This is a genomic window from Cedecea neteri (genome assembly GCF_000758325.1).
GTDB lineage: Bacteria > Pseudomonadota > Gammaproteobacteria > Enterobacterales > Enterobacteriaceae > Cedecea > Cedecea neteri_B.
The window spans coordinates 2297781-2313008 of record NZ_CP009459.1 but is presented as its reverse complement, the minus strand read 5'-3'; the positions used below and the strand labels follow the sequence as shown (position 1 = coordinate 2313008).

Genomic DNA, 15228 nt, shown 5'->3' with positions numbered 1-15228 from the left:
GTGTTATGACCGAGGAGCCGCTGCGCCCCAACCCCGATAAGCTGCTGGAGAAAGTCAGTCGCCAGCCGCGTGGGAAACTGAAAATCTTCTTCGGCGCCTGTGCGGGCGTCGGGAAAACCTACGCGATGCTTCAGGAGGCGCAGCGCCTGCGGGCGCAGGGCCTCGATGTGCTGGTGGGCGTGGTGGAAACCCACGGCCGCAAGGAAACTGCCGAACTGTTGAAGGGGCTGACGATTCAGCCCCCTCGTCGTATCCATCACCGGGGGCGTCTGGTTCAGGAATTTGACCTGGACGCCGCCCTCGCCCGCAGCCCTGCTCTGATCCTGATGGACGAACTGGCGCACACCAACGCGCCAGGCTCACGCCACCCTAAACGCTGGCAGGACGTGGAAGAGCTGCTTGAAGCCGGAATCGACGTTCTGACCTCCGTTAACGTTCAACACCTGGAAAGCCTGAATGACGTGGTAGGCGGGGTGACCGGAATTCAGGTGCGCGAAACTGTCCCCGACCCTATTTTCGACGCTGCCGACGAAGTTGTGCTGGTTGACCTGCCGCCGGACGACCTCCGCCAGCGCCTGCACGAAGGAAAAGTTTATATCTCCGGCCAGGCCGAACGCGCCATTGAACATTTCTTCCGCAAAGGCAATCTTATCGCCCTACGTGAACTGGCGCTGCGGCGCACTGCAGACCGCGTTGACGATCAGATGCGCGCCTGGCGGGACAACCAGGGCCAGGAAAAAGTCTGGCACACGCGGGACGCCATTCTGCTGTGCATCGGCCATAGCAACGGTAATGAAAAACTGGTTCGTACTGCCGCTCGCCTTGCCGCCAAGCTCGGCAGCGTCTGGCACGCCGTCTACGTAGAAACGCCGCAGCTTCACCGCCTGCCGGAACATCAGCGCCGGACTATTTTAAGCGCTCTGCGGCTCGCCCAGGAGCTGGGAGCCGAAACCGCCACGCTTGCCGACCCTAATGAAGAAAAAGCGGTGCTGCGCTACGCCCGCGAACACAATCTCGGCAAAATCATTATTGGTCGCCATACCACGCGCCGCTGGTGGCACCGCACTTCTTTCGCTGACCGGTTAGCCAAACGCGCCCCGGACCTCGATCTGGTGATTGTTGCGCTGGATGAAAAACCGCTCCCCTCCCCGACCAGGGCGCCGGACACCAGAACGCTGAGCGAGAAATGGCGCATTCAGCTCCGCGGCTGTGCCGTGGCGGTGGTGCTCTGCGCGTTTATTACCTTTATCGCCAACCAGTGGCTGGTGGCCTTTGATGCTGCCAACCTGGTGATGATCTACCTGCTTGGCGTGGTGATGGTCGCACTGTTTTATGGCCGCTGGCCGTCCGTCCTCGCGACGGTCATCAACGTGATTAGCTTCGACCTGTTCTTTATTGCGCCGCGAGGCACGCTCGCCGTGTCGGACGTACAGTATCTGCTGACCTTCGGCGTGATGCTCACCGTAGGGCTGGTGATCGGGAATCTGACCGCCGGGGTACGTTATCAGGCGCGCATCGCCCGCTACCGGGAACAGCGCACCCGTCATCTGTATGAGATGTCTAAAGCGTTGGCCGACGACCGCACGCCGCAGGACGTCGCCGCCACCAGCGTGCAGTTTATTAACAACACCTTCCAGGCCCGTAGCCTGCTGCTGCTCCCGGACGATCACGGGAAACTCAGCCGTATCGCGGCGGAAGGCGAACCCGCGCAATGGGATGAAGCAATTGCGCGCTGGAGCTTTGATAAAGGTCAACCGGCCGGTGCCGGAACGGATACGCTGCCAGGCGTGCCCTACCGTATTCTGCCACTCAGCACTACGGAAAGGACGCTAGGCCTGCTGGTCGTTGAGCCGGAGAATCTGCGCCAGCTGATGATCCCCGAACAGCAGCGTCTGCTGGAAACCTTTACCCTGCTGGTCGCCACCGCGCTCGACAGGCTTCTGCTCACCGCCAGCGAAGAACAGGCCCGGCTTTCCAGCGAAAGAGAGCAAATCCGCAACTCACTGCTGGCCGCGCTTTCACACGACCTGCGTACGCCGTTGACCGTGCTGTTCGGCCAGGCAGAAATCCTCACGCTGGATCTCGCCAGCGAAGGCTCAAAACATGCTCCGCAGGCCAACGAAATCCGCCAGCACGTGCTGAACACCACCCGGCTGGTGAATAACCTGCTGGATATGGCCCGCATTCAGTCAGGAGGTTTTAACCTTCGCAAAGAGTGGCTGACGCTGGAAGAAGTCGTCGGCAGCGCGCTGAAGATGCTAGAACCGGGTCTGGGCGGCCGCCATATCGCCCTTAATTTGCCTGACCCGCTGATGCTGATTGAGGTCGACGGCCCGCTGTTCGAGCGCGTGCTGATCAACCTGCTGGAGAATGCGGTGAAATATGCCGGTTACAAAGCCAGCATCGGTATAAAAGCGACCTCGACGGCAGACAAGCTGGACCTGGAAGTTTGGGACAGCGGCCCGGGGGTTCCCGCTGGTAAAGAGCTGCTGATTTTTGATAAATTTGCTCGCGGTAACAAAGAGTCAGCGATTCCTGGCGTTGGTCTGGGGCTGGCTATCTGCCGGGCGATTGTTGAAGTTCACGGCGGCACAATTTTTGCGCTTAACCGCCCGGAAGGCGGTGCCAGCTTCCACGTTGTGCTACCTTTATCGCCTCCCCCCGAACTCCCTGAAATGATTGAGGTGCTGTGACAACGGTTCTGATAATTGAGGATGAAAAAGAGATCCGCCGCTTTCTGCGCACCGCGCTGGAAGATGAATCGTTGCGCGTTTTTGATGCCGAAACCCTGCAGCGTGGCCTGATTGAAGCCGCCACCCGCAAGCCAGACCTGGTGATTCTGGATCTCGGCCTGCCGGATGGCGACGGCATCGATTTTATTCGTGACTTCCGCCAGTGGAGCCAGACGCCGGTCATCGTCCTGTCGGCCCGGAGTGACGAACAGGCGAAGATTGCCGCCCTGGACGCTGGCGCAGACGATTTTCTCAGCAAGCCGTTTGGCATCGGTGAACTGCAGGCCAGGCTTCGCGTCGCCCTGCGTCGCCACGCCAGCACCGTTCAGCCCGATCCGGTTTATCAGTTTTCCGAAATCCGGGTCGACCTCGCCTCGCGCCGTATTACCCGCGGCGAAGAGGAAATTCACCTGACCCCGATTGAGTTCCGCCTGTTAGCTACCCTGCTGAATAATCACGGCAAAGTTCTGACCCAGCGCCAGTTGCTTAATCAGGTTTGGGGCCCAAATGCCGTGGAGCACAGTCACTATCTGCGCATTTATATGGGCCACCTGCGCCAAAAACTGGAAAGCGATCCTGCCCGCCCTCGCCACCTGCTCACCGAAACCGGAATCGGCTACCGTTTTATGCTCTGAAGGAGTAACCTCTGGCTCGTTCAAGAGGAGCCCGTTATGAGCGCATGGTTAGTCTACGCCCTGTTGTCTGCCGCCACGGCAGCGCTGGTCGCTATTTTTGGTAAGGTTGGTTTGCAGCATCTGGACGCCAACACCGCCACGGCCGTTCGCGCCGTGGTCATGGCGTTATTTTTAGTTGGGGTGGTTGTGGTTCAGGGAAAACTGAATCTTGTTAGTACGGTGTTTGCCGATAAAAAAGCGCTGCTGTTTATTTTGTTAAGCGGCGTGGCCGGGGCGCTGTCCTGGCTGTTCTATTTTATGGCGATCAAAAGTGGTGACGTGTCGAAGGTCGCCCCTATCGATAAGCTGAGCGTGGTGTTCGCGGTGATTCTGGCAGTGATTTTGTTCGGTGAGAAAGTGTCGCTGATTGCCGGGATAGGCGTGGCGCTTATCACCTGCGGCGCACTGATGGTGGCTTTGGGTTAAAAGAGAAAGGCTCCCAGGGGAGCCTTTTTACCTATTACTTCGCGCTTTTCAGCACTTCGCTAACAATCTCTACCGCTTCTTTCTCAATCTGCTCGCGGTGCTCAGCACCCAGGAAGCTTTCACAGTAAATCTTGTAGGCGTCTTCAGTGCCGGACGGACGAGCAGCAAACCAGCCGTTCTTCGTCATTACCTTCAGGCCGCCGATGGAAGCGCCGTTGCCCGGTGCCGCCGTCAGACGAGCGGTGATCGGGTCACCAGCCAGCATGTCTGCACTCACCATTTCAGGTGACAGTTTAGACAGCGCGGCTTTCTGTGCTGAAGTGGCTGGGGCCTGAATACGGTTGTAGCTCGGAGCACCAAAGCGCGCGGCTAACTCGTCGTAATGCTGCTGCGGGTTTTTGCCCGTAACGGCGGTGATTTCTGCCGCCAGCAGACACATGATGATACCGTCTTTGTCGGTCGACCATGGGGTGCCGTTGAAGCGCAGGAATGATGCCCCGGCGCTCTCTTCACCACCGAAGCCGAAGCTGCCGTCGAACAGTCCGTCAACGAACCACTTAAAGCCCACCGGGACTTCCACCAGCTTGCGGCCCAGATCTTCTACCACGCGGTCAATCATCGCGGAGGAAACCAGGGTTTTACCGACGGCCACATCTTTGCCCCACTGCGGACGGTGCTGGAACAGATAGTTGATAGCCACGGCCAGGTAATGGTTCGGGTTCATCAGGCCAGCCGGCGTGACGATACCGTGACGGTCGTAATCAGGATCGTTGGCAAAGGCCAGATCGAATTTGTCGCGCAGCGCCAGCAGGCCCGCCATCGCACATTCGGAGGAGCAGTCCATACGGATTGCGCCGTCTTTATCCAGGTGCATGAAGCGGAAAGTCTGGTCGACCTGATCGTTCACGATGGTCAGATCAAGGTTGTAGTGCTTCGCGATACGGTGCCAGTACTCGATCCCGGAACCGCCGAGAGGATCAACCCCCAGCTTCAGGCCCGCTTTTTGAATCGCGGCCATGTCGACGATATCCACCAGCCCTTCGATGAACGGCTGAACCAGATCCTGCGCCTGAACGTGGCCGCTTTCCCAGGCTTTATCCAGCGTAATACGCTTCACGCCTTTCAGGCCGTCGGCCAGCAGTGCGTTAGCGCGATCTTCAACCACTTTGGTGACGTTGGTATCAGCCGGGCCACCGTTTGGCGGGTTGTACTTGATGCCGCCGTCGTCCGGTGGGTTATGGGATGGCGTGATCACAATCCCGTCCGCCTGAGCGCCGCCCTTTTGGTTATGCACCAGGATGGCGTTAGAAATCGCAGGCGTTGGCGTATAGCCGTTATCCTGCTGCACAATGACGTCCACGCCGTTGGCGGCCAGCACTTCCAGCACGGAGATAAACGCAGGTTCGGACAGCGCGTGGGTGTCTTTGCCCACATAGCACGGGCCGGTGATCCCATTCTTCGCGCGTTCTTCAGCGATAGCTTGCGCAATCGCCAGAATATGAGGTTCGTTAAAGCTATGCCGTGCTGCACTGCCGCGGTGGCCGGAGGTCCCGAATTTCACCGCGTGTTCGCTATTCCCCACCACTGGCTTAAGCACGTAATACTGCGCCGTAAGCTGGGCTACGTTAATCAAGTCGCTCTGTTGTGCAGGTTGGCCCGCACGATCGTGGTTAGCCATTGGCTCTTCCTTACTGACGCCAGGTTTTTAAATAGTGCCGCAAACCTTTTCAATCAGCTCCGCAGGGAACTGCATTGACTGCATGATGTGTTCGATCATGCTGCATTTACGACCAGTATTCGTATTGGTGATCACCCAGTATGGGGTGCCCGGAACATGCTTGGGCTTGGTTTGATTGCCGTTTGCCAGCAGCGTTTGCTCATCGCCAGCAAAATAGACGCGGGTGCGGCCATGCAGCGATTCAGTGGCTTCACCGAAGGTTTTTGCATCCAGCTGATACAGCGTGGACAACACCATCATAAAGCGGTTTACGGCTTTATTCTGGGCAGCGTACTCATCGGAAAGCAGCAGCTCACGAACGGCACGCACGCGGTTGCGAGCGGTGTTCGCAGGTTTTTCTTCAACAACGGGAGCCGCAGCGCGCTCAGGCGCGGCTGGCGTAGAAGTGGCTGCTGGTGTTTGCCCGGCGGTAAATTTAAGCATACGCCGTAAAATGTCTGACGCGCTCTCGCCGATGTGTTTGGTCTGGCTGGCAATATAGCGGTAAAGCTCGTCATCAACTTCGATTGTTTTCATCTTAATCCAGTGCGATATCTTTTCTGAATACAAGTCGTTGGGATTATAGGGTCAAATCCCAACAGCGAACAGGAGAGGCGACTCAAAGTCAGAGTAAACTGAATATTTGCCGCACGCCCGCGAGAATGCCAACATGATACCCTAACCAAACGAACCAAAATAAAGAACTTTGCCATGAAATTAAATGCTCGCCTGCAAACTGCGCAACAATTGAATAGCAATTCCCCTATCGTACTGATTCACGGCCTGTTCGGCAGCCTGGATAACCTGGGCGTTCTGGCGCGGGATCTGGGTAAAGATCATGCGTTGCTGCAGATCGATCTGCGCAATCACGGGCTGTCGCCGCGCAGCGATGATATGAGCTATGCCGCAATGGCCGGGGACGTTCTGGACACGCTGGACGAATACGGCATCGAGAAAGCGACGTTTATTGGCCATTCTATGGGCGGCAAAGTGGTGATGGCGCTTACCGCAATCGCCCCTCAACGTATTGATAAGCTGGTGATGATAGATATTGCGCCGGTTAATTATCAGGTTCGCCGCCACGACGAAATTTTCGCGGCTATTCGCGCGGTCACCGAAGCGGGCGTAAAAACTCGCCAGCAGGCGGCGCAAATCATGCGCGACCACATAGCTGAGGAAGGCGTCATTCAGTTTCTGCTGAAATCCTTTGCTGACGGCGAGTGGAAATTCAACGTGCCGGTGCTTTGGCAGCAATACGAAAATATCGTTGGCTGGCAGCCTGTCCCGGCCTGGCCACATCCTGCGCTATTTATTCGCGGCGGGAATTCTCCTTACGTTGATGAAAGCCACCGCGAGGCGCTGTTAAGTCAGTTCCCGCAGGCCCGTGCTCACGTCATCGCTGGAGCGGGTCATTGGGTTCATGCGGAAAAACCGGATGCCGTTTTACGGGCGATCCACCGATTTATCGACGCAGAGTAGAAAAACTGATTAAAAACAGACCGACCGGGCAGTTGAAGTCGCTAACGCGTTGGCGGGAATGGCGCGCTGATGTATGATGGCGCGCTTAATTGCACCGGCACCCTGCCCCTGCAGCCAGAATTTCCTGTCAGTATTCTAATCATGGCAAAAGAACAAACGGACCGTACTACATTAGATCTGTTCGCGGACGAGCGTCGCCCCGGGCGGCCGAAAACTAATCCGCTCTCGCGCGATGAGCAATTGCGTATCAATAAGCGCAATCAGCTGAAGCGCGATAAAGTGCGTGGTTTGAAGCGAGTTGAGCTAAAACTGAACAACGAGGCGGTCGATGCCCTCAACCAGCTGGCTGACGCCCGTAACATCAGCCGTAGCGAACTGATCGAAGAGATGTTGCTCGAGCAGCTTAAAAATCTCGGGTAACACCTTCAGCCGCCCTACGGGTTATCTGAAATCTCAAAAGGGTGAGCAAAACCATGTTGCAGACTGTGCACCCGGGCGTGATAGCTGTTTCCGCTGCTGGGGCTGTTCTGCTATGATTGCCCTATACGTGGGCATTGAACGGCCAGCATACTATTAAGTTTCAAGAGGTTATTTTACTCATGGCAATCGTAGGCATTTTTTTCGGCAGCGACACCGGTAACACCGAAAATATCGCGAAAATGATTCAAAAACAGCTCGGTAAAGACGTTGCTGAGGTGCATGACATTGCTAAAAGCAGCAAAGAAGATCTCGAAGGTTTCGACATTCTGTTGCTCGGCATCCCGACCTGGTACTACGGTGAAGCCCAGTGCGACTGGGATGACTTCTTCCCTACTCTTGAAGAAGTCGATTTCAACGGCAAACTGGTTGCGCTGTTCGGCTGCGGCGACCAGGAAGACTACGCGGAATACTTCTGTGATGCGCTGGGGACCATTCGCGACATCATCGAACCACGCGGCGCGGCGATTGTCGGCCACTGGCCAACCGCTGGCTACCACTTTGAAGCCTCCAAAGGCCTGGCGGATGACGACAACTTTGTCGGCCTTGCCATCGATGAAGATCGCCAGCCGGAGCTGACCGCTGAGCGCGTTGAGAAGTGGGTTAAACAGGTTTCTGAAGAACTGAATCTGGCCGATATCATTAACGCCTGATTTCCGTGGCGCAAATGCGATATTTGCGCCATCTTGATAGCTTGTAGCAATGAAAATAATTGCTACAAGTTTGTAACTTTCTCGTACATCCCTGTACAATGTCTTCCTGATAGCTTGGCTGATAATTACTGTAAATGGCGACGCCGCCACGATTTTTCAGCCTTATTTTGCACCATACTTGCGGTTCCCATTTAGAAGTAGCAGTTCTATAATGAGACGCATTACTCTTTACGCTCACTGCAGTTTGAGCGAATCGTTAAGCAACAGGACACTTTCCGCATGACTGACAACAATACCGCATTAAAGAAGGCCGGCTTGAAAGTCACGCTTCCGCGATTAAAAATCCTCGAAGTGCTGCAAGAGCCGGTAAATCATCACGTCAGCGCGGAAGACTTATATAAACGTCTGATCGACATGGGCGAAGAAATTGGCCTGGCGACCGTCTATCGCGTGCTGAACCAGTTTGATGATGCAGGGATCGTGACCCGTCATAATTTTGAAGGCGGCAAATCCGTTTTTGAACTGACCCAACAGCATCACCACGATCACCTGATCTGCCTCGACTGCGGGAAAGTGATCGAGTTCAGCGATGATTCTATTGAATCACGCCAGCGTGAAATCGCCACACGCCACGGTATCCGCCTGACTAACCACAGCCTCTATCTTTACGGACACTGTGCTGAAGGCGACTGCCGCGAAGACGACACCGCCCACGATCCTAAATAAGTAATCCGCATTAATGAACGCTGCTTCGGTGGCGTTTAAAAGCAAAAACCGGCAGGTTTCCCTTGCCGGTTTTTTTATTGACTGAAAAAGGCTATCAGCTGTTATTGGCGCGAATCTCCTGCCAAATCTTATCGCAGCGCACCTTCACGGCTTCATCATTGCCCGTCTTTCTTGCCTGGATGCATTTCTGGTAATCCAGCACGTTCACCGTCTCTTTCTCAACAAACGCTTTGTGCTGTTTTTCCTGACGCAGTACGTTCAGCACGCTCTGGCAGGCTTCAATTTTATCCGGGTTGCCTTCCGCCGTGTTAATACAGGCGCTATAGGCTTGTTTCAGGCGCGAATCTTCCGGAGGAGCCGGAGGCTGAACACAGGCAGACAGCGTGAAAACAGCGGCGGTAACCAGTAAAATCTTTTTCATGTTCGATTCCTTATAAAAAACGGGCGCTTACGCGCCCGGTTTCACATCAGAAGATGGTGAACGGAGCAATCACGATGAACTTCACGTCACGCTCATCCTGGAACATGTTGCCGTAACCACCGCCCCAGCTTGGGATGTCGGAGTGGTTGTCGTACTGAGTGAAGTGCAGTTTGAACAGCGTGCCTTTCGCACGGCCTTCCTGCACGGTATACATGGCGTCGAGGCTGTAAGAAGACTCTTTGATCTTGTTGGAAGCGAGATCCTGACGATTACCGGAAGCATCAAGCGCCCATGTAGATGGTTTTGCATCCCACGCATAAACGTAAGAAGCACCGACTGCCCAACCCGGCAGGTTCCAGTTGCTCAGGTCATACATTGCACCGAAGAACACGGCTTTTTCACCGTTGGCGTTGAAGTCAGAGCGGTTATCCCACCACACATCCAGACGACCGTTGGAAGACGCGTAGGTTGGCGTCATACGCTGCAGGAAGTAACCCTGCTGGCCTTCTGCCTTCACCATGGTCCCTTCCAGACGCAGGTCGACCTGGCCAATTTTATAGCCAAATGTCAGCGCCTGGAGCCATGCGGTGCCATCGTAGATATCATTGATGGTGTTGTTCGCGGCTTTGTCACGGGTACCGTAGAACTGGTAGCTGGTGCTCAGCGGGCTGCCTGCAACGTCGAATTTGTAGCTGGCTTTAGCAAAGTACTGATCAACAAAGCCCTGAGCCTGACCGAATGCTGCTTCCAGAATCAGATCGTTTTTGAAGTCATACTTCGCGCCGATGGAGTGCAGGTAATCAACTTTGGTCTTTTTATCGTTCTGGTAGAACTTGTCGGTTTCAAGGTGCCATGGCGCCTTGTACTCGTTAGTCCACATGTAGGAGAAGCTCAGCGCACCGGCGTCGCCGTAATCGAATGCGGCACCCGCTTCAGCCCCCTGATAAGTACCAGGCATGAAGCTCCAGTGTGGTGCTAACAGCGTTTGGCCGGTTGGCTGAATGTAACCTGCGCGAGCCCAAACCGGGCCGTATTTGAATTTAGCCGCCGCTTTATAAAGGCTAATGCCACCTTTATCGCCGGAGTAGTCTTCGTCGTAGGTTTTATTTTTAGAGGAGAATGCGATTTCGTTCGGGTGGCCGCTGGCGCTGTCTTCGGCCATTTCGATGGCGGTGAAGGCGGCAATATCGAAACCAAACATATCGGCCGCATAGCCAGACTGGAAGTCGAGGTTGGCGTTCCAGGTTGAGTGCGACAGGTTAGTTTTGTACTTACCGTCGGACACATCTTTACGGTCACGTTCACGCTGCCAGTAATAGATGCCACCGGTTAGCGTAGAGTCATCAACAAAGCCCGCGGCGCTAGCCTGCGGAGCCACTACAAAGCCTGAAAGAGCGGTAACGCTTGCAATAGCAAGAGCAAGCGCACTACGTTTGCCACTAAACGTACGCATAGTTAAATTCCTCTTTGACGTAAAAATCATCGTCTGACGTGAAAAGCGCCAATGACGAAAAAAAGTAAAATTGCCTGACGGCTAAAAGCGGTTTTTGCCTAACACACCCGCATTACTGCTGCTCATAGACTATTTTTCGCGACGCGAATTATCAATGACTTTGTATCAGAGATTTCCTGGAGTATGACAGAGAGCACATAATCTATGTGCATTTGTAACAAAATTGCGCAGCAGATTATTAACCCTGATTACGATTGATTTTAAGAATAAAATTTCTTTGAGAGCGCTTTCATTATAAGCATCAGGAGATTACGGGGAAAAGATCATGTCGTTCGAGGAGGTATTCACGAAAAATGCAAATGAGAATTAATTCGCATCGCGAATGTGTACACAACGTTAATGGTCGGTAAGTAAAAAGAAAAAACGCCGCATTTAGCGGCGTTTTCATCAGGCAATAAACGGCTATTATTCGCCGATTTTAGCCCAGGTATCACGCAGGCCAACGGTGCGGTTAAACACCAGTTTTTCCGCCGTCGCATAGCGGCTGTCCAGGCAGAAGTAACCTTCACGCTCGAACTGATATGCCTTACTTTTTTCCGCGTTCTGCAGGCTAGGCTCAGCGAAGCCCTGGCGAATAACCAGGGAATCCGCATTGATGGTAGACAGGAAATCTTCCGCAGCCCCTGGATTCGCGACGCTAAACAAGCGATCGTACAGACGAATTTCAACCGGCAGCGCGTGTGCCGCACTCACCCAATGAATAACCCCCTTCACCTTGCGACCGTCTGCCGGATCCTTGCTCAGGGTTTCCGGATCGTAGGTGCAGTAAAGTTCGGTGATATTACCTTCTGCGTCTTTTTCTACGCGTTCGGCTTTGATCACATAGGCATTACGCAGGCGAACTTCTTTACCCAGCACCAGGCGCTTGTATTGCTTGTTTGCTTCTTCGCGGAAGTCAGCGCGATCGATATAGATCTCGCGGCTGAATGGTACTTCACGGCTCCCCATTTCAGGTTTGTTAGGATGATTCGGCATGGTGACCGTCTCTTCTTCACCTTCAGGGTAGTTAGTGATAATAACTTTTACCGGATCCAATACAGCCATTGCTCGCGGCGCATTCTCGTTAAGATCGTCACGGATGCAGGATTCCAGAGAAGCCATTTCAACGGTATTGTCCTGCTTGGTGACGCCAATGCGCTTACAGAACTCGCGAATGGATGCTGCGGTATAGCCGCGGCGGCGCAGGCCGGAAATAGTCGGCATACGCGGGTCGTCCCAGCCTTCTACAATCTTCTCGGTCACCAGCAGGTTCAGCTTACGCTTGGACATGATGGCGTACTCGAGGTTCAGGCGAGAAAACTCGTACTGGCGCGGATGGGCAGGGATGGTGATATTATCCAGCACCCAATCATACAGGCGGCGGTTGTCCTGGAACTCCAGGGTACACAGCGAGTGTGTAATGCCTTCCAGTGCATCAGAAATACAGTGGGTGAAGTCGTACATCGGGTAGATGCACCACTTGTTACCGGTCTGGTGGTGATCGGCAAATTTAATGCGATACAGCACCGGATCACGCATAACGATAAACGGCGAGGCCATATCGATTTTGGCACGCAGGCAGGCGGTACCTTCGGCAAACTCACCGTTGCGCATTTTCTCGAACAGCGCGAGGTTTTCCTCAACGCTACGATCGCGGAACGGGCTGTTTTTACCTGGCGCAGTCAGCGAGCCACGATATTCACGAATTTGTTCCGGGCTCAGCTCATCAACATACGCCAGCCCTTTATTGATCAGCTCAACGGCATAATTAAACAGCTGGTCAAAATAATCAGACGAATAACGCACGTTGCCAGACCAGTGGAAGCCCAGCCATTCAACGTCGTGCTTGATGGACTCTACGTATTCGATGTCTTCTTTTACCGGGTTTGTGTCATCGAAGCGCAGGTTGCATTGCCCCTGGTAATCCAGGGCGATGCCAAAGTTCAGGCAAATAGACTTGGCGTGGCCAATGTGCAGATAGCCATTTGGCTCAGGCGGAAAACGGGTGCAAATACTGGTGTGCTTACCGTTCGCCAGGTCTTCATCAATGATCTGACGAATAAAGTTAGTTGGGCGGGCTTCAGCCTCACTCATCGCGGGTTCCTCAAAGCGTGTACCTTAGTTAACGGCGTATGATCTAATAAGCAGCCTCGGGAAACAACCTTTAGTTGCATAAATTAGGGTTATCCATATTTGCTTAGCGACAAGCAATAAAAAAGCGGCTGACGATTTACGTCAGCCGCTTAAGGCACAAATGCTTACTCAGGAGCGATTACTTGCCTTTAATCTCATACAGTGGCGTTTGACCTGCAACCACCTGACCTTTCGCCTGGATAACCAGACCGCTGAAGTCGTCGATGTTGCTGCAAACTACCGGGCTAATCATGGAGCGCGCATTAGCGTTCAGGAAATCAAGATCCATTTCCAGAATCGGCTGGCCGGCAACCACTTCGGCCCCTTCTTCCACCAGACGCGTGAAGCCTTTACCACCCAGAGCAACCGTGTCGATGCCCATGTGAACCACAATCTCTGCGCCTTTTTCTGTTTCAAGGCAGAATGCGTGGTTGGTGTTGAAGATTTTCACGATAGTCCCGGCTGCAGGAGAAACCACGGTTTTGTCCGTTGGCTTAACGGCTACGCCATCACCGACGGCTTTGCTGGCGAAAGCTTCATCAGGCACCTGATCCAACTCAACTACGTCGCCAGTTACTGGAGAAACCAGAGCAGCAACGGTTGTGCTGGTCGCGTTTGGAACAGCCTGTGGTTTAGCCGCAGGAGCCGGTGCCGCCGCAGCAACAGGCGCCGCTGCTTCTACGCTGCCAGCTGTTTTCATTGCGTTAGCAATTTTTTCTGCAGCAAAGCCAACGATGATTTGCACGCTGGTTTTGTTCAGGCGAATAACGCCCGTCGCACCCAGACGCTTAGCCAGCGCTTCGTTAACAACGGAAGAGTCTTTCACGCTCAGACGCAGACGAGTGATACAGGCATCAATACCGGTCAGGTTTGCAGAGCCGCCTACCGCAGAGATGTACTGACGAGCCAGACCAGAAACGTCCTGGTTCGCGTCACCACTCACATTCACGTCCTGACCATCAGCTTCGTCGCCGGCTACAGCCAGTTCACGACCTGGCGTCAGCAGGTTGAATTTGGTGATGGTGAAACGGAACACCACGTAGTAGAGAACGAAGAACACCAGACCCTGAGGGATCAGCATCCACCAGTGGGTTGCCAGCGGGTTACGGGAAGAAAGCACCATATCCACCAGACCCGCAGAGAAGCCGAAGCCCGCAATCCAGTGCATGCTTGCCGCGATAAATACGGAGATACCGGTCAGCACTGCGTGAATCACGTACAGTACCGGTGCAACGAACATGAAGGAGAACTCCAGCGGTTCGGTGATCCCGGTGAAGAACGCAGCGAAAGCAGCGGCCATCATGATACCGGCAACTTTTGCTTTGTTTTCAGGACGTGCACAGTGATAGATGGCCAGCGCTGCACCCGGCAGACCGAACATCATGATCGGGAAGAAGCCCGCCTGGTAGCGACCGGTGATACCCACAACCGCTTTACCTGCTTCGATGGACTGAGCGCCACCCAGGAAGTTAGGGATGTCGTTAATCCCTGCCACGTCAAACCAGAACACGGAGTTCAGAGCATGGTGCAGGCCAACTGGGATCAGCAGACGGTTGAAGAAGGCGTAGATACCTGCGCCCGCAGAACCCAGCTTCTGAATGTGCTCACCGAAGTTCACCAGACCGTCGAAGATCATCGGCCAGACGTACATCATGATGAAAGCCACGGCAATCATCACGAAGGAGGTCAAGATTGGCACCAGACGGCGACCGCTGAAGAAGGAGAGCGCTTTCGGCAGCTCAACGCCGCTAAAGCGGTTATAGAGTTCTGCAGAAATGATACCGACCAGAATACCAACGAACTGGTTGCTGATTTTACCAAACGCCGCCGGAACCTGGTCCGCCGGAATTTTCTGGATCATAGCAACCGCTGCCGGTGAGCAGAGGGTGGTCAGAACCAGGAAGCCGACAAAGCCGGTCAGTGCTGCTGCACCGTCTTTGTCTTTGGACATGCCGTAAGCGACGCCGATGGCGAACAACACGGACATGTTATCGATAATGGCGGAACCGGATTTAATGAAGAGCGCGGCTAACGCGTTGTCTCCACCCCAACTGACTGGGTCAATCCAGTAACCAACCCCCATTAATATTGCTGCTGCTGGCAGTGTAGCCACCGGCACCATAAGTGCCCGGCCCACGCGCTGTAGATAACCTAGAATACTCACTTTATTCCCCCTATGAGACCCCGTTAAGGCTCGCTCAAGCAGTGTTTTTATTGTCTTACTTACATTGAATACACGGCGACGATTCACATCACACGGTGAAGTGTGAAAAAAATTAATTCGTACCGCAAATTAAA

Annotated in this window: 13 protein-coding genes; 7 read left to right on the top strand and 6 right to left on the bottom strand. The window is 54.2% G+C overall.

Annotated elements, in window-relative coordinates:
• Nucleotides 1-5 precede the first annotated feature (5 nt).
• Genes kdpD through LH86_RS10905 form a run of 3 tightly spaced genes read left to right on the top strand, consistent with a single transcriptional unit; the run spans nt 6 to nt 3832 of the window.
• A complete protein-coding gene (gene kdpD / locus LH86_RS10915) occupies nt 6-2693 on the top strand; it encodes a two-component system sensor histidine kinase KdpD (RefSeq protein WP_039301141.1) in 2688 nt (895 codons plus the stop codon).
• Nucleotides 2690-3367 carry a two-component system response regulator KdpE gene (kdpE, locus tag LH86_RS10910; protein WP_008456119.1) on the top strand — a complete coding sequence of 226 codons (678 nt, stop codon included), beginning with the start codon at nt 2690-2692 and terminating at the stop codon, nt 3365-3367. The genes kdpD and kdpE overlap by 4 nt, the downstream gene beginning before the upstream one ends.
• 36 nt (nt 3368-3403) lie before the next feature.
• A complete protein-coding gene (locus LH86_RS10905; RefSeq protein WP_008456117.1) occupies nt 3404-3832 on the top strand; it encodes an EamA family transporter in 429 nt (142 codons plus the stop codon).
• A gap of 34 nt (nt 3833-3866) precedes the next feature.
• On the opposite strand, the gene pgm is transcribed toward LH86_RS10905, so the two are convergent.
• Together pgm and seqA are read right to left on the bottom strand one after the other, a co-directional pair.
• On the bottom strand, nt 3867-5510 hold the full coding sequence (gene pgm, locus LH86_RS10900) for a phosphoglucomutase (alpha-D-glucose-1,6-bisphosphate-dependent) (protein ID WP_039301138.1): 1644 nt from the start codon (nt 5508-5510) through the stop codon (nt 3867-3869).
• 27 nt (nt 5511-5537) lie between these two features.
• A complete protein-coding gene (gene seqA / locus LH86_RS10895) occupies nt 5538-6086 on the bottom strand; it encodes a replication initiation negative regulator SeqA (RefSeq protein WP_039291202.1) in 549 nt (182 codons plus the stop codon).
• Between the two features lie 174 nt (nt 6087-6260).
• Here seqA and ybfF point away from each other — a divergent pair, with 174 nt between their 5' ends.
• From ybfF to fur, 4 genes are all read left to right on the top strand, one after another.
• Complete coding sequence (gene ybfF / locus LH86_RS10890; RefSeq protein WP_039301135.1) at nt 6261-7028, top strand: esterase; 768 nt, start codon at nt 6261-6263, stop codon at nt 7026-7028.
• Nucleotides 7029-7169: 141 nt separating this feature from the next.
• A complete protein-coding gene (ybfE, locus tag LH86_RS10885; RefSeq protein WP_008456110.1) occupies nt 7170-7448 on the top strand; it encodes a LexA regulated protein in 279 nt (92 codons plus the stop codon).
• 179 nt (nt 7449-7627) lie between these two features.
• Nucleotides 7628-8158, top strand: a complete 531-nt coding sequence (gene fldA / locus LH86_RS10880; protein WP_039291198.1) for a flavodoxin FldA — start codon at nt 7628-7630, stop codon at nt 8156-8158.
• Between the two features lie 279 nt (nt 8159-8437).
• A complete protein-coding gene (fur, locus tag LH86_RS10875) occupies nt 8438-8884 on the top strand; it encodes a ferric iron uptake transcriptional regulator (RefSeq protein ID WP_008456106.1) in 447 nt (148 codons plus the stop codon).
• A 94-nt stretch (nt 8885-8978) separates the two neighbouring features.
• Here the strand turns inward: fur and chiQ are convergent, their stop codons facing one another.
• The 4 genes from chiQ to nagE form a co-directional block, all read right to left on the bottom strand.
• A complete protein-coding gene (gene chiQ / locus LH86_RS10870) occupies nt 8979-9305 on the bottom strand; it encodes a ChiQ/YbfN family lipoprotein (RefSeq protein WP_039301129.1) in 327 nt (108 codons plus the stop codon).
• A gap of 46 nt (nt 9306-9351) precedes the next feature.
• On the bottom strand, nt 9352-10758 hold the full coding sequence (gene chiP / locus LH86_RS10865; RefSeq protein WP_039301126.1) for a chitoporin ChiP: 1407 nt from the start codon (nt 10756-10758) through the stop codon (nt 9352-9354).
• A gap of 465 nt (nt 10759-11223) precedes the next feature.
• Entirely contained in the window at nt 11224-12891 is a 1668-nt protein-coding gene (gene glnS / locus LH86_RS10860) for a glutamine--tRNA ligase (RefSeq protein ID WP_039301124.1), read from the bottom strand.
• A gap of 178 nt (nt 12892-13069) precedes the next feature.
• Nucleotides 13070-15094: an N-acetylglucosamine-specific PTS transporter subunit IIBC gene (gene nagE / locus LH86_RS10855; RefSeq protein ID WP_039301122.1), complete on the bottom strand. Its 2025-nt coding sequence runs from the start codon at nt 15092-15094 to the stop codon at nt 13070-13072.
• Between the last annotated feature and the right edge of the window lie 134 nt (nt 15095-15228).